The organism is Bradyrhizobium iriomotense (assembly GCF_018130765.1).
GTDB classification, from domain to species: domain Bacteria; phylum Pseudomonadota; class Alphaproteobacteria; order Rhizobiales; family Xanthobacteraceae; genus Bradyrhizobium; species Bradyrhizobium iriomotense_A.
This window is the reverse complement of sequence record NZ_JAFCJZ010000001.1, coordinates 244,079-260,107: the sequence shown is the minus strand read 5'-3', so window position 1 is coordinate 260,107 and position 16,029 is coordinate 244,079. Positions and strand designations below refer to the sequence as shown.

10 protein-coding genes and 1 tRNA gene are annotated in these 16,029 nt (G+C 65.8%); 8 read left to right on the top strand and 3 right to left on the bottom strand.

What is annotated here, in order from left to right:
- Positions 1-120: 120 nt before the first annotated feature.
- Positions 121-197 (bottom strand) — tRNA-Arg (locus JQ635_RS01145).
- 404 nt (positions 198-601) lie between these two features.
- Here JQ635_RS01145 and JQ635_RS01140 point away from each other — a divergent pair.
- The 7 genes from JQ635_RS01140 to JQ635_RS01110 all read left to right on the top strand — a co-directional run bounded on the left by JQ635_RS01140 (position 602) and on the right by JQ635_RS01110 (position 12,247).
- A complete protein-coding gene (locus tag JQ635_RS01140) occupies positions 602-5,806 on the top strand; it encodes an alpha-2-macroglobulin family protein (RefSeq protein WP_211408048.1) in 5,205 nt (1,734 codons plus the stop codon).
- A 158-nt stretch (positions 5,807-5,964) separates the two neighbouring features.
- On the top strand, positions 5,965-8,025 hold the full coding sequence (gene pbpC, locus JQ635_RS01135; protein ID WP_211408047.1) for a penicillin-binding protein 1C: 2,061 nt from the start codon (positions 5,965-5,967) through the stop codon (positions 8,023-8,025).
- A gap of 50 nt (positions 8,026-8,075) precedes the next feature.
- Positions 8,076-9,818, top strand: a complete 1,743-nt coding sequence (locus JQ635_RS01130; RefSeq protein ID WP_211408046.1) for an ArnT family glycosyltransferase — start codon at positions 8,076-8,078, stop codon at positions 9,816-9,818.
- A 1-nt stretch (position 9,819) separates the two neighbouring features.
- Positions 9,820-10,665, top strand: a complete 846-nt coding sequence (locus JQ635_RS01125; RefSeq protein WP_211408045.1) for a phosphatase PAP2 family protein — start codon at positions 9,820-9,822, stop codon at positions 10,663-10,665.
- Between the two features lie 65 nt (positions 10,666-10,730).
- Complete coding sequence (locus tag JQ635_RS01120; RefSeq protein ID WP_211408044.1) at positions 10,731-11,468, top strand: glycosyltransferase family 2 protein; 738 nt, start codon at positions 10,731-10,733, stop codon at positions 11,466-11,468.
- Entirely contained in the window at positions 11,465-11,803 is a 339-nt protein-coding gene (locus tag JQ635_RS01115) for a lipid-A-disaccharide synthase N-terminal domain-containing protein (RefSeq protein WP_211408043.1), read from the top strand. Before JQ635_RS01120 ends, JQ635_RS01115 begins: the two co-directional genes overlap by 4 nt.
- Before the next feature lie 90 nt (positions 11,804-11,893).
- Positions 11,894-12,247 (top strand): Rid family hydrolase, encoded by a 354-nt coding sequence (locus JQ635_RS01110; protein WP_349631835.1) that lies wholly within the window; start codon positions 11,894-11,896, stop codon positions 12,245-12,247.
- A 14-nt stretch (positions 12,248-12,261) separates the two neighbouring features.
- Here JQ635_RS01110 and JQ635_RS01105 read toward each other — a convergent pair whose 3' ends face one another.
- Positions 12,262-12,897, bottom strand: a complete 636-nt coding sequence (locus JQ635_RS01105; protein ID WP_211408042.1) for an RraA family protein — start codon at positions 12,895-12,897, stop codon at positions 12,262-12,264.
- Positions 12,898-12,914: 17 nt separating this feature from the next.
- On the bottom strand, positions 12,915-14,225 hold the full coding sequence (locus JQ635_RS01100) for an MFS transporter (RefSeq protein ID WP_246583224.1): 1,311 nt from the start codon (positions 14,223-14,225) through the stop codon (positions 12,915-12,917).
- Positions 14,226-14,775: 550 nt separating this feature from the next.
- Here JQ635_RS01100 and JQ635_RS01095 point away from each other — a divergent pair.
- On the top strand, positions 14,776-16,026 hold the full coding sequence (locus JQ635_RS01095; protein WP_211408040.1) for a Zn-dependent hydrolase: 1,251 nt from the start codon (positions 14,776-14,778) through the stop codon (positions 16,024-16,026).
- The last annotated feature ends 3 nt before the right edge of the window (positions 16,027-16,029 follow it).

Below are 16,029 nucleotides of genomic sequence, written 5' to 3'. Positions count from 1 at the left end.
CACGCGTTCGTGAAGGACGACGGATTGGCAGTGAGCGTCGTTTGGCACGTCAAGCCGTCTTGCACGGCTGAGCGGTGCGCCGGGTGGACCGCAATGAGGGGCGGCGGCAATTCGAAGGCTTGGCGATCCCGGCAGGACTCGAACCTGCAACCCGCGGAGTAGAAATCCGCTACTCTATCCAGTTGAGCTACGGGACCGTCCTGGGCCGCCCGGTTGGGGCGGCTGGCCGTTCATCTAGCATGCCAATATGAAAAATCTGGTCTTTCGCCAAGCCTGAACCGAACCGTTTTCCTCTATGCCGCGACAAAGCGGAACGGTGGGGTGTCAGGGTGCCGGGTTGAGCGGCAGCGGACTGGACGATGGATCACATCGCCGGGAACGCTGAACAGCTTCCGGGACACGGCCGCCGGTCGACTGGCTAGGTGTTGCTGCGCCATCAGGACGGCGTGCGCGGCGGTATCTGGACTGGTCTCCTCTGGGCCTGCCTTGTCATGGCGAATGCGACGTTTTGCACCTCTGGTTCCATCGCCTTGAGTCCGTCACCTTTCCGCGCATTTCATGCGACAAGCGGCGTTCGTCCGCGATTTCCGGGAGTCCATCCATGATCGGTCTTGTTCGCGCCGTCACAATCTGCGCCGCGCTGGCGCTCGGCCTTAACGCGGCGCAGGCCGCCGACAAGGCCTTCAAACGCGACGATCTCGCCGATTCCGCGATCAAGCTGGAGGCGCAGATCAAGAGTGAGGCGGGGCCGGTCGCCAAGACCAACGCGACGCTGCGCACGGATGCCGACGCCGCCTTCAAGCGCAATGATTACCGCACCGGCCTGTCGGTGCTCGGCCAGATTGCGGCTACCACGCCTGAGGATGCCGGCAACTGGCTGCGGCTCGCCAAGGTGATCTTCCAGATCTGGCCCAAGAACTCGAGCGAGCAGACCTTCCTGCTGGAGCGCGCCTCGACTGCGGCCTATATCGCTTACACGCGGGCCGGCAATCCGGGCGAGGAGGCCGACGCGCTCGCCGTGCTCGGCAAGTCGCTGGCCGAACGCAAGCTGTGGCGGCCGGCGCTGGATTCGCTGCGGCTGTCGCTCGACCTGCGCGAGGTCGCCGACGTCCGCGGCCAATATGAGAAGCTGCGCGACGAGCACGGCTTCCGGCTGCTCGACTACACCGTGGACTCGGATTCGGCGAGCCCGCGCGCCTGCTTCCAGTTCTCCGAGGAGCTCGCCAAGCGCACCGACTTCGCGCCGTTCCTGGCCCTCGCAGGGCAGGACAAGCCGGCGCTGTCGGCGGAAGGCAAGCAGCTCTGCGTCGACGGGCTGAAGCACGGCGAACGGTACAACATCAATCTGCGCGCCGGCCTGCCGTCCACGGTGAAGGAGGGGCTGCCGAAATCGGCCGAGTTCAACGTCTATGTGCGCGACCGCAAGCCCTTCGTGCGCTTCACCAGCCGCGCCTATGTGCTGCCCAGGACCGGCCAGCGCGGCATTCCCGTGGTCAGCGTCAACACGCCCGCGGTCAACATCAACGTCTTCCGCATCGGCGACCGCAACCTGATCAACACGGTGGTCGACAGCGATTTCCAGAAGACGCTGACCAAATATCAGCTCAGCGATCTCGGCGACGAGCGCGGCGTCAAGGTCTGGTCGGGCGAGCTTTCGACCGCGATGACGCTGAACCAGGACGTCACCACGGCATTCCCGGTCGACCAGGCGCTCGGCGAGCTCCAGCCCGGCGTCTACGTGATGACCGCGGCGGCCAAGGGCCCGGGCTCGGACGACGAGTACCAGCTCGCCACGCAATGGTTCATCGTCTCCGACCTGGGCGTCTCCGCTTACTCCGGCAATGACGGCATCCACGTCTTCGTCAACTCGCTGGCGTCGACCGATCCGGTCGGCAAGGCCGAGGTGCGGCTGGTCGCCCGCAACAACGAGATCCTGGCGACGCGCAAGACCGACGAGACCGGCCACGTGCTGTTCGAGGCGGGCCTGGCGCGCGGCGAGGGCGGCCTGTCGCCGGCGATGCTGACGGTCACGGGCGAAAAGGCCGACTACGCCTTCCTCAGCCTGAAGACGTCGGCCTTCGACCTCTCCGACCGCGGCGTTTCGGGGCGCGCCGTGCCCGCCGGCGCCGATGCCTTCGTCTATGCCGAGCGCGGCGTCTACCGCTCCAGCGAGACCGTCTTCCTCACCGCGCTCTTGCGCGACGGGCAGGGCAATGCCGTGACCGGCGGGCCGATGACGCTGGTGGTCGAGCGCCCCGACGGCGTCGAATACCGCCGTGCCGTGCTGCCCGACCAGGGCGCCGGCGGCCGCACGCTGTCCGTGCCGCTCAACTCGGCCGTGCCAACTGGCACCTGGCGCGCGCGCGCCTTCACCGATCCGAAGGGGGCTTCGGTTGGCGAAACCACCTTCATGGTCGAGGACTACGTTCCTGATCGGATCGAATTCGATTTGTCCGCCAAGGACAAGCTGATCAAAGCTAACGCTCCAGTGGAGCTTAAGGTGGACGGTCATTTCCTCTATGGCGCGCCGGCCTCGGGCCTTGCGCTCGAAGGCGACATGCTGATCGCGCCCGCAAGCGAACGGCCGGGCTTCTCCGGATATCAGTTCGGCGTTGCCGACGAGGAGACCACCTCGAACGAACGCACGCCGCTGGAAAACCTGCCCGAGGCCGATGCCAATGGCGTTGCCACCTTCCCGGTGACGCTCGACAAGCAGCCCGCTTCGACGCGGCCGCAGGAGGCGCAGATCTTCGTCCGCATGGTCGAGACCGGCGGCCGCGCCGTCGAGCGCAAGATCGTGCTTCCGGTCGCGCCCACTGCTGCGCAGATCGGCATCAAGCCGCTGTTTGGCGACAAGAACGTCGCCGAGGGCGACAAGGCCGAGTTCGACGTCGTGTTCGTCTCGCCCGAAGGCCAGAGGCTGCGCCGTGACGGCCTGCGCTACGAGCTCCTGAAGATGGAGTCGCGCTACCAGTGGTACCGCCAGAACAATTACTGGGAGTACGAGCCGGTCAAGTCGACCTCGCGCGTCGCCGACGGTGACGTAACGATCGCAGCCGACAGGCCGGCGCGGATCTCGCTGGCGCCGCAGCCCGGCCGCTACCGGCTGGACGTGAAGTCGAACGATGCTGATGGGCCGGTGACCTCGGTGCAGTTCGACGTCGGCTGGTATTCCGACGGCAGCGCCGACACGCCGGACCTGCTGGAAACCTCGATCGACAAGCCGCAATACGCCTCCGGCGATACCATGACGGTGTCGGTCAATGTCCGCAGCGCTGGCAAGCTCACCATCAACGTGCTCGGCGATCGCCTGCTGACGACGCAGACCATCGACGTCAAGGAGGGCACCGCGCAAGTCAAGCTTCCGGTCGGCAAGGACTGGGGCACCGGCGCCTATGTGGTGGCGACGCTGCGCCGTCCGCTCGACGCCGCGGCCCAGCGCATGCCGGGCCGGGCGATCGGCCTGAAATGGTTCGGCATCGACAAGCAGACCCGCACGCTGAGCGTGAAGCTGACGCCGCCGGCGCTGATCCGGCCCAATGCGATGCTGAAGATTCCGGTCAAGCTCGACGGGCTCAATCCGGGCGAGGACGCCAAGATCGTCATCGCCGCGGTCGATGTCGGCATCCTCAATCTTACCAACTACAAGCCGCCGGCGCCGGATGATTACTATCTCGGCCAGCGCCGCTTGAGCGCGGAGATCCGCGATCTCTACGGCCAGCTCATCGACGGCATGTCGGGCACGCGCGGCCAGATCAAGTCCGGTGGCGATGCTGGAGCCGCCGAGCTGCAGGGCTCGCCGCCCTCGCAGAAGCCGCTGGCGCTCTATTCCGGCATCGTGACCGTTGGTGCCGACGGCACCGCGGAGGTGAGCTTCGACATTCCGGAGTTCGCCGGCACCGCGCGCGTCATGGCGGTGGCCTGGACCGCGACCAAGCTCGGTCGCGCTAACACCGATGTCGTGATCCGCGACCCCGTGGTGCTGACCACGACGCTGCCGCGCTTCCTGCTCAATGGCGACCACGGCACGGTCAATCTCGAGATCGACAATGTCGAGGGCCAGGCCGGCGACTACGTCATCAACGTCAAGACGGGCGGCCCGGTGAAGATGACCGGTAATCCTGCCACCACGGTCAGGCTCGCCGCCAAGCAGCGCAATTCGTTCTCGCTCGCGCTCGATGCGACGGCGGCGGGGCAGGCGACGCTCGACGTCGACATCAAGGGACCGAATGGCCTCGCGCTGGCGCGGCACTATGCGTTCGACGTCAAGGCGGCCACGCAGGTGCTGGCACGGCGCTCGATCCGGACGCTCGCAAAGGGCGAGAGCCTGACGCTGACCTCGGACATGTTCTCCGATCTCGTGCCGGGCACCGGCAGCGTCTCGGTCTCGGCCAGCCTGTCGACTGCGCTCGATGCTGCGACGATCCTGAAAGCGCTCGACCGCTATCCCTATGGCTGCTCGGAGCAGATCACGAGCCGGGCCATGCCGCTGCTCTATGTCAACGAGCTGGCGGCCGGCGCGCATCTCGCGATGGATACCGAGGTCGACCAGCGCATCCGCGATTCGATCGAGCGGCTGCTGGCCCGTCAGGGCTCGAACGGCTCGTTCGGCCTGTGGTCGGCGGGCGGCGACGATGCCTGGCTGGACGCGTACGTGACGGACTTCCTGACCCGCGCCCGCGAAAAGGGCTTTGCGGTGCCGGACGTGCTGTTCAAGAACGCGCTCGACCGTATCCGCAACTCGGTCGTCAACGGCAACGAGCCGGAGAAGGACGGCGGCCGCGATCTCGCCTACGGCCTCTACGTGCTCGCACGCAACGGCGCAGCGCCGATCGGCGATCTCCGCTACCTCGCGGACACCAAGCTGAACAACCTCGCAACCCCGATTGCGAAGTCGCAGCTTGCCGCAGCGCTGGCCCTGGTCGGCGACCGCAACCGCGCCGAGCGGGTCTATGGTGCCGCGCTCGACAGCCTTGCGCCAAAACCGGTGCTGGAGTTCGGCCGCACCGACTACGGCTCGCAGCTGCGCGATGCCGCAGCGCTGGTTTCGCTTGCCAGTGAAGGCAACGCGCCGAAGGCGACGCTGACGCAGGCGGTGTCGCGGGTCGAGACCGCGCGCGGGCTCACGCCCTACACCTCCACGCAGGAGAATGCGTGGCTGGTGCTGGCGGCGCGGGCCCTCGCCAAGGAGAACCTATCGATCGAGGTCGACGGCCAGCCAGTCAAGACCGCGCTCTACCGCAGCTACAAGGCGGACACGCTGAGCGGCAAGCCGCTGAAGATCACCAACACCGGCGATGCGCCGGTGCAGGCGGTGGTCTCGGTGTCGGGCTCGCCGGTGACGCCGGAGCCGGCAGCATCGAACGGCTTCAAGATCGAGCGCAGCTACTACACGCTCGACGGCAAGCCCGCAGACATCAGCAAGGTCAAGCAGAACCAGCGTTTTGCGGTGGTGCTGAAGATCACCGAGGCGAAGCCCGAGTACGGCCACATCATGGTGTCCGACTATCTGCCGGCGGGCCTCGAGATCGACAACCCGAAGCTGGTCTCGTCCGGTGACAGCGGCACGCTGGACTGGATCGAGGACGGCGAGGAACCTGAAGACACCGAGTTCCGCGACGACCGCTTCACCGCGGCCGTCGACCGGGCCTCGGACTCCAAGTCGGTGTTCACCGTCGCCTATGTCGTGCGCGCGGTCTCGCCGGGCAAATACGTGCTGCCGCAGGCCTATGTCGAGGACATGTACAATCCCTCGCGCTATGGGCGGACAGGCACGGGTATCGTCGAGGTGCGGGCGGCGAAGTGAGCAGTGAGATGAGCGAAGGCAACAACAGCTCTCGTCATTCCGGGGCGGTGCGCAGCACCGAACTACGGCGCGCAATTGCGCGCCTGAGAATCTCGAGATTCCGGGTCTGGTCCTTCGGACCATCCCGGAACGACGACGGGAGAGGAGGGCGCACCATCATGCGTATCCTCTCCGCAGCGTCGCTCACCCTCATCCTCGCCATCACCGGCTTCGTCGCCTGGGTCTACTCCCTCGGTCCGCTCCCGCTCGACGAGGCGCGCCAGGTCTCCACCACCATCGTCGACCGCAACGGCAAGCTGCTGCGCGCATACGCCATGGCGGACGGACGCTGGCGGCTGCCGGTCGATGCCAAGACCAATGTCGATCCGACCTATCTGAAACTGCTCTTTGCCTATGAGGACCAGCGCTTCTACGTCCATGACGGCATCGATCCGCTGGCGCTGGGCCGCGCCGCGTTGCAGCTCGGAACGCGCGGCCACATCGTGTCGGGCGGCTCGACCATCACGATGCAGCTCGCCCGGCTGATGGAGCCGCGCCGGCAGCGCTCGCTCTATGCAAAGCTGCGGCAGATGGTGCGTGCGATCGAGATCGAGCGCAGCATGAGCAAGGAGCAGATCCTCGATCTCTATCTGGCGCTCGCGCCCTACGGCGGCAATCTCGAAGGCATCCGCTCGGCCGCGATCGCTTATCTCGGCAAGGAGCCGAAGCGGTTGTCGCTGGCAGAGGCCGCACTGCTGGTCGCCCTGCCGCAATCGCCGGAGACGCGTCGCCTCGATCGCTATCCTGAGGCAGCGCGCAAGGCGCGCGATCGCGTGCTCGATCGCATGGTCGAGGAGAATGTGGTGAGCGCGGATGACGCCAGGCAGGCCAAGGCCGTGCCGGTGCCGACACTGCGCAAGCCGATGCCGATCCTGGCGCCGCACGCCTCCGACACCGCGCTTTCGACCGTGAAAGACAATCCGGTCATCAAGCTGACGCTGGATGCGAATTTGCAGAAGGTGCTGGAGCCGTTGGCGCGCGACCGTGCCATTGCGCTCGGGCCCAACATCTCGGTCGGCATCATCGTTGTCGACAATGAGAGCGGCGATGTGCTCGCGCGCGTCGGCTCGGCGGATTATTTCGACGAAACCCGGGCAGGGCAGGTCGACATGACCCGCGCCATCCGGTCGCCGGGATCGACGCTCAAGCCGTTCATCTACGGGCTCGCCCTCGAGGACGGCTTTGTTCATCCCGACAGCCTGATCGACGACCGGCCGGTCCGCTTCGGCTCCTACGCGCCGGAAAATTTCGACATGACCTTCCAGGGCACGGTGCCTGTGAGGAAGGCGCTGCAATTGTCGCTGAATGTTCCCGCCATCGTGCTGCTCGACCGCGTCGGCTCGAGCCGGCTGGCCTCGCGGCTGCGGCAGGCCGGCGGCAATCTGATCCTGCCGAAGGATGAGGCGCCGGGCCTTGCCATGGGGCTCGGCGGCGTGGGCGTGACGCTGCAGGATCTCGCGCAGCTCTATGCCGGCTTTGCTCGTCTTGGAACCACCAAGCCGGTGCGCGAGATCGTCACGGCCAGGGACGACCGCGAGCCGTTGCGGCTCCTGGACCAGGTCGCGGCCTGGCAGGTCGGCAACATTCTGCTCGGCACACCGCCGCCGGAGAACGCCGCGCACAACCGCATCGCCTTCAAGACCGGCACCTCCTACGGCTATCGCGACGCCTGGTCGGTCGGCTTCGACGGCCGCATGACCATCGGTGTCTGGGTCGGCCGTCCGGACGGCGCGCCGGTTCCCGGCCTGATCGGACGTGTCGCCGCGGCGCCCATCCTGTTCGACGCCTTCGCCCGGACGGGCAAGACGGTGGCCCCGCTGCCCAAGCCGCCGAAGGGAACCCTGGTCGCCAGCAACGCGAAGTTGCCGTTGCCGCTCAAACGGTTCCGCCCGGTCGGAGAGCTGGTGCGGACCGGCGGCGAGCAGGCGCTGCACATCCAGTTCCCGTTGAATGGCTCACGGATCGACGTCGATCGCTCCGGCGGGCCCGAGAGCGCAGCCATGCCAGTCAAGGTCGCCGGCGGCGTTCTGCCCATGACCGTGATGGTAAACGGAACTTCACTCGGCGAGATCGACGGCCGCCGCCAGCGCCTGATCGATCCGCCCGGCCCGGGCTTTGCACGGCTCACCGTGATCGATGCCACGGGCGCCGCGGACACAGTTGTCATTCGAATTCAATGAGCCGGCCTTAAGCGGTTGTGGCCATGGCGGTTTCAGCGTAAGCGGAACCAATGGCCGAGACCTACCCAAGCCCCCGTTTTGGAGCGCCCCGTGAGCCGAAATCGCCCGTAAATCCGGGCAGCCGGCTCGTGACCATGCTCGATATCGCGACGGCCAGCCACGCCCGCGCAGTGGCCTTCCTGCTGCTCTGCGCGCTGCTGCTGTTCCTGCCTGGCTTCTTCACCATCCCGCCCGTCGACCGCGACGAGGCGCGGTTCGCCCAGGCGACCAAGCAGATGGTCGAGAGCGGCGACTATGTCGATATCCGCTTCCAGGAGGACGTCCGCTACAAGAAGCCGGTCGGCATCTACTGGTTGCAATCGGCTGCGGTTGAAATTGCTTCGGCGCTCAAGCTGCCCAAGGCCGAATTGCGGATCTGGGTCTACCGCTTGCCCTCGCTGATAGGCGCGATCGGCGCCGTGCTCATGACCTATTGGGCTGCGCTCGGCTTCGTCACGCGGCGCGCCGCGGTGCTCGCGGCGCTCCTGATGTGCGCCTCCGTGCTGCTCGGCGTCGAGGCGCGGCTCGCCAAGACCGATGCGATGCTGCTGCTCTGCGTCACCGCCGCGATGGGCGCGATGGCGCGGGCCTACCTGTCGTGGCAGCGCGCCGAGGACGAGACGCGTCCGCCCTGGAGCTGGCCTGCGATCTTCTGGACCGCGCTCGCGGTCGGCATCCTGATCAAGGGCCCGCTGATCCTGATGTTCGCCGGCCTCACCATCGTCGCGCTCGCGATCCTGGACCGCGATGCCTCCTGGCTGTGGAAGCTGCGCCCGCTCTGGGGCCTGATGTGGATGCTGGTGCTGGTGCTGCCCTGGTTCGTCGCGATCTTCTGGCGCGCGGGCGATGCCTTCTTTGCCGATTCCGTCGGCGGCGACATGCTCAGCAAGATCGGCGCGCAGGAATCCCATGGCGCGCCGCCCGGGATGTATCTGGCGCTGTTCTGGATCACCTTCTGGCCGGGCGCGCCGCTGGCCGCGATGGCGGCGCCCGCGGTGTGGCGGGCACGGCGCGAGCCCGGCGCGCAATTCCTGCTGGCCTGGCTGATCCCGTCCTGGATCGTGTTCGAGGCGGTGCTGACCAAGCTGCCGCACTACGTGCTGCCACTATATCCGGCGATCGCGATCCTCACCGTCGGTGCGGTGGAGCGGCGTGTGCTGTCGCGGTCCTGGCTGGCGCGCGGTTCGGCCTGGTGGTTCGCGATTCCCGCGGCGGCCTCGATCATCGCGGTGGTGGGCGCGGTCATGCTGACCCGGCAACCGGCCTTCGTGGCCTGGCCGTTCATCGCGGCCTCGCTGATCTTCGGCCTGTTCGCCTGGTGGCTGTTCGACACCAATCGCGCCGAGCGCTCGGTGCTGAACGCGCTGGTCGCGGCCCTGATGCTGGCGGTCGTGGTCTGGGGCATCGTGCTGCCGTCGCTGACCCCGCTGTTTCCGAGCATCGAGATCGCGCGGGCGCTGCGCAACGTCACCTGCGTCGGGCCGAAGGCGGCCGCCGCCGGCTATCACGAGCCGAGCCTCGTGTTCCTGACCGGCACGCAGACGCTGCTCACCGACGGCTCGGGCGCGGCGGACTTCCTGCGCCAGGGCAGCTGCCGCTTCGCGCTGATCGAGCAACGCTCGGAGCGCAGCTTCGTGCAGCGCGCCGAGGCGATCGGGCTGCGCTACAAGGTCGGGGCGCGCATCGACGGCTACAATTTCTCGCAAGGCCGCGCGATCTCGATCTCGATCTTCCGTTCGGAAGGCACCGAATAGGATGCCGGCGCCGACCCATATCGCGCCGCGTGCGGGCTATCCCGCGCAATTGCTCACGGTGTCGGGACGTGCGCTGGCGCAGCTCGTGCGCTCACCGTCGCATTCGCACCGCGCCGAGGCCGCACGAAAGCTGGCACGGCACTCGCTGTGGCTCAGCATGGCGGGGGCGGCCCTGGTCATCGCGCTGATGCTGGCTTTCGACCTGACCGAGATTCAGTTGATGCCGGCGCGCGGCACGTCAAGCCTGTGGCCGATCCGCATCCTCACCGATTTCGGCAAGGACGAGTACGTGCTTTCGGTGCTGGGCGTCGCGCTGGTGATCGTGGCACTGATTGCCGCGCGACTACACGGCACAAGCCGTGCGTTGCTGCTGGGCTTGGGCACTCGGCTGCAGTTCCTGTTTCTGTCCGTTGCCGTCTCCGCATTCGTCGGCGAGATCCTGAAATATCTCATCGGCCGGGGGCGGCCCTTCGTCGGCGGCAAGGCCGATCCCTTCAACTTCATCCCGTTCGAGGGCTCGGGAGCCTATGCCAGCCTGCCGTCGGGGCATGCGATTGCGGCGTTCGCGCTGGCGTTTGCGGTCTCCGCACTCTGGCCGCGGCTGCGCGTGTTCATGTTCACTTACGCGATTGTGATCCTGCTGACGCGGCTCGTGCTGCTCGCGCATCACCCGAGCGACGTCACCGCCGGGGCCCTGGTCGGCATCGTCGGCGCCATGGCCGTTCGCTACTGGTTTGCGGCGCGCCGGCTCGCCTTTGCCATCCGTGCCGATGGCACCATCGTGCCGCTTCCGGGGCCGGTCACAGGGCGCCTCAAAAGGGTTGCCCGCGGGGCATCCGCCCCATAAAAGCGGCTGCCTGCCGGGACCGCCGGTTCCCGAGGGGCAGGCCAATTCCAACCACGAGCCTCGATTTGTCGACGTCCCAGCCTTCGGTTTCCATCGTCGTTCCCGTGCGCAACGAAGCCGACAACATCGCGCCCCTGATCGAGGAGATCACGACCGCGCTCGACGGCCGCTGGGATTACGAGATCATCTACGTCAATGACGGCTCGACGGACACGACCGGTGAGCGGCTGAATGCCATCATGGCGGCGCGGAGCAATCTGCGTCAGCTCCGGCACGCCAGGTCAGGCGGCCAGTCGGCCGCGGTGCGCAGCGGCGTGCGCGCAGCGCGCGGGGGGATCGTGGCAACCCTCGACGGCGACGGACAGAACAATCCGGCCTTCCTGCCGGACCTGATCGCCGCGGTGGAAAAAGGAGCGGGGCGGGTCGGCCTCGCCGCCGGGCAGCGCGTCGGGCGCAAGGATACCGGCTTCAAGAAATTCCAGTCGCGCGTGGCCAACAAGGTCCGCAACGCGATCCTTCAGGATGGCACGCGCGACACCGGCTGCGGGCTGAAGGCGTTCCGCCGCGAGGTGTTCCTGATGATGCCCTATTTCGACGGGCTACATCGCTTCCTGCCGGCGCTGGTGCGCCGCGAGGGCTACGACATCGCCTATGTCGACGTGATCGACCGGCCGCGCCGTTCCGGCGTGTCCAATTACGGTTTCTTCGACCGGCTGTGGATCGGCATCATGGATCTCGCTGGCGTGTGGTGGCTGATCCGCCGCAAGAAGCCGACACCAGATGTGACTGAGGTGAACGCATGATCATTCAATACGGTCAGGCGCTGAGCAACTATCTCTACGACGTCTTCGTCGCCAAGTTCGACTTCTGGCTCGCGTTCGGCCTCGTCGCGCAGCTGTTCTTCACGGCGCGCTTTCTCTTGCAGTGGATCGCGAGCGAGCGCGCCGGCAACAGCGTGGTGCCGATGGCATTCTGGTTCTGCTCGATCGGAGGCGGGATGATGACGCTGGTCTACGGCGTCGTGAAGCGCGAGCCGGTCATCATCCTCGGGCAGGGGCTGGCGACCATCATCTATGTCCGCAACATCATGCTGATCTGGAAGAACCGCGGCAGAGCGTCGAAGACGCTGGAGCGCTGACCAGGGCAGCCGGCAGCAGCGCCACATCCGTTTCATTGCCACGGGGCGGGGAGGGAACATGACGCGCGAAATCATCGAAGTCCCGGTCATATCCGAGGCGATCCGCGGTCTTGGCGCACCGACCTCCGCGCTGGTACGCGCCGGCAACATCATTGCGACCTGCCGCCGCTCGACCTGCAGACCGGGAAAGTCGTCGAAGGCGATATCAGCGCTCAGACACGCGCAGCGCTCGAGGCGCTGCGCTTTGCGCTGGAATATGCCGGCGCATCGCTGGAGCATGTCATCAAGACGACCGTCTACGTCACGGATGCGGCGATGATGGCCGAGGTCAACGAGGTTTACCGGCACTACTTCAAGGACGGCTTTCCGGCGCGAACCTCGGCGACGATCAAGCCCTGGTCGCTTCCCTTCGATCTCGAGATCGAGTGTCTCGCCGTCCTCTGATTTTACGGGCCGCCTCAGGCAGTCGGAAGGGCCGCCAGCCCGTAAACGTCGACGATACTTTCGCCCCGTTCGAGCCGGGTGACGATCTCGGGCTCTCTTGCCTGGATCGCATGCGCCTCCCGGGCGATCTCGGCCGCGTCGGCGGGAGGAAGGACGCATACGCCGTTCTCGTCGGCGAGGACGAGGTCGCCCGCATGAACGCGCACGCCGCCGCAGGTCACCGGTTGCGCCACGCTTCCACCTCCACGCAACTTCGTCGTCAGCGGCGAGCGGCCGCGACACCAGACCGGCAGGCCTGCGCTACGAATGGCGCCCACATCTGTGACGTAACCATCGATCACGACGCCGGTAACTCCACGCGCCAACGCAGCAGCCGTCATCACCGCGCCCCAGCAGGCATGCCTGTCGTCGTCACCCCGTTCGATGACCAGGATATCCCGCGCCTCGGCAAGCGCCAGGGCATGTGGCAGCGCCGTGCCGTCGTCAGCCGGCAGGCTGACCGTCAGGGCGCGGCCGACGATCCTCACACCGTCGGTCACGCACTGGATGTCCGGCCGCATGAAACCTTCGGCCCGGAAGTGGCCGATCGTCGCCGTCTCGACGCCGGCGAGAAGCTCGATGGCCTCATCGATCCTGCCGCGCACATTCATGGGCTTTGTCCCCTCGCTCAGCTCGTCTTGGCCAGATCCCGCTTGACCGTGTCAGTGAGCGCCAGCAGCGCGACGGCGGAGAGGAGGGCGGAGCCGATCATGTACCAGGCGACGGAAGAGCCCTTGCCGGTCGTTGAAATCAGCCAGGTCGTGATGACGGGCGTGAGCGCACTGCCGAGAACGCCCGACAGCATGTAGGCGATCGAAAGTCCGGAATAGCGCACCTTGGTTCCGAACAGCTCGGCAAGGAAGGTCGCGATCGGACCGTAATTGGCGGCGAAGGCGGTCATCATCAGCAGATAGCCGAGCAGCGCGCCGCCGAACGTCGCCGTATCCATCAGCCAGAACATCGGGAAGGCGACCATGGCTTCGGCGAGGATGCCGCCGAGAACGACGGGCCGTCGGCCGACGCGATCGGAGAGAAGACCGAACAGCGGCAGCAGCAAGATGCAGGCCGCGCAGGACAGCAGCACGATCACCAGCATTTCGTTGCGGGAGATCTTCAGCGCCTGTGTGCCATAGCTCAGGCCGAAAGCGACGATCAGGTTGAAGGACGAGCCTGTGGACATGGTCGCGACGCCGCCAAGGATGACCGTCTTCCAGGATTTGCGCAGAAGCTCCAGGAACGGCACCTTGACGGTCGCCTCCTGCATCTTGACCTTGGCGAAGGAGGGCGTTTCGGCGGTATTGAGGCGGACATAAGCACCGACGGCGACCAGCAGGATGCTTGCGAGGAAGGGAATGCGCCAGCCCCAGGAGAGCAGATCCTCATTCGTCATGGCGGACGCGATCAGCAGAAACACCAGGTTGGCAATGAGTGTACCGGCGGGAACGCCGATCTGGACCCAGGATCCGTAGAGTCCGCGCCTGTTCTGCGGTGCGTGCTCGACGGCCATCAGGACCGCGCCGCCCCATTCGCCGCCGAGGGCGAGCCCCTGCATCACGCGCAGAGTCAGAAGAAGGATCGGCGCCCAGACGCCAATCCTGTCGTAGTTCGGCAGCAAGCCGATGGCGAAGGTCGCCAGACCCATCATGACCAGCGAGAACAGCAGCATGGATTTGCGTCCAAGCCGGTCGCCGAAATGTCCGAACAGGGCCGCACCGACGATGCGGGCGAGATAGGCCGACGCGAATGTCCCGAACGCCAGCAGGGTACCGACGGTCGCATCGAAGCTCGGAAAGAAGACCTTGTTGAACACGAGCGCCGAAGCCGTGGCGAACACGAAGAGGTCGTACCATTCGACGGTGGTGCCGATGACACTCGCGACGGCGATCTTGCGGACGCTGACTTTTTCTTCGGTCAGCGTTCCGTTAATTGTGAGCTCCATGTCCATGCACCTTCCCCTCGATGTCGCCGTGAACGAACAACGAGACGCCGCCAGGTGCAGACACGCCCGATCGACCTGGCTCGACCGAGAGTCATCCGCCCTGTTGAAAACGGCACCAGAGCACGCGGCCACCGCGTGCGCCGGAGCGCTGAAACGCCCCATTGGTCTGCAAGCTTTCCGGAAGGATGAGAAGGAAACGCTGCTGCGACAAATAGAAAATGCGGATTCCTGTCATAGAAGCGGACTATGCGATGAGTTTTGTGCAGCCGAGCGAGACCGCGCCTGACGTCTGGTTTGCAAAAAGCTGAAGCGATCGAATGCCTTCAATGTCCAGCTCTGCGGCCGCGCAATGATCCTGGCGCCGTATTGCGCGCATTTTGGTCGCGATGCCCATAATTTGACGACACGCAAAAATCAGTTCGTATGTTTCGTATCGAAACTATCTATTTTATCCGGCGCGGCTTTGAGGGTAGCTGGCTGACAATCTATACCTCCTGGCAGATCGTCCGCAGGCACGTCGCCGCGCCGGGCGCGCAATGAAGGGATCGTCATGAATCGTCTGAGCAACATTCGCCCCAATATGTCGAGGCTTTGGGCATCGCTCATGCGGTCTGCCGAGATCGGAAAGACAGCCAAAGGCGGCTTGCGACGGCTCGCCCTGTCCGAAGACGATGCGGTGATGCGGCACGAATTCATTCGGTGGTGCGAGGAGGCCGGGTGCGACGTCCGCATCGACGCGATCGGCAACATCTTCGCCACGCGAAAGGGCGCCGAGCCGGATACCAAATCCGTTCTCGTGGGCAGCCACCTCGACACGCAGGTTCATGGCGGCCGGTTCGACGGCATTCTCGGCGTGCTCGCGGGTCTGGAGCTGGTGCGGACGCTCAACGACCACGGCATTGTCACCAAGCGCCCGATCACGCTGGTCAACTGGACGAACGAGGAAGGCGCACGCTTCGAACCCCCGATGATCGGCTCGGCGGTCTTTACGCGGCAGAAGGCGGTCGAATTCGCCTATTCCCGTTTGGATCGTGACGGTCTTTCCCTAGGCGATGAGCTGGCGCGCATCGGCTTCAAGGGGACCGACGCCGTTTCCGCGGATCGGTTCGACAGTCTCTTCGAACTTCACATCGAGCAGGGGCCGCGACTTGAAGCCGAGGGCAAGCAGGTCGGCATCGTGACCGGAGCGTTCGGCGTGCGCGGGTTCGTTGTCGAGGTTCTCGGTGAGACCGGCCATGTCGGCCCGACGCCGATGCCGGCGCGAAAGAATGCGCTGGTTGGCGCAGCGGAGGTGACGCTCGCAATCAACGAGATTGGCTGGTCCCGTCACGAAACTGGCGGTAAGTCCACGACGATGCGCATCCGTACCGAACCCAACCTGCTGGGCGCCATTCCGGACCATGTGGAAATGACGTGCGACATGCGACACCCCGACGAAAGCGTCGTGATCGCGATGCTGGAGGAATTCAAGGCGAGACTTCCCGCACTCCAGGAACGCTCACGGTGCGAGATTTCCATCAAGGAGAGCTGGTCCTATGGCGGGATGCGCTTCGATGCCGGCTGCGTCGACCTGGTACGTCAGTCGGCCGAGGCGCTCCGATATTCGACCATGGAGATGCTCACGGAAGCCGGCCATGACGCCATGCATGTCGCAGAATATCTGCCGACGGCCATGATCTTCACCCCTTGTGAAGACGGCCTCTCGCACAATGAGGCGGAAAACGTCACGATTGCGGACATCGAGCCGGGCGTAAACGTGCTGATGCAGGCCGTCCTCGAGCGCGCCAACCGTTCCGGCTGAGCG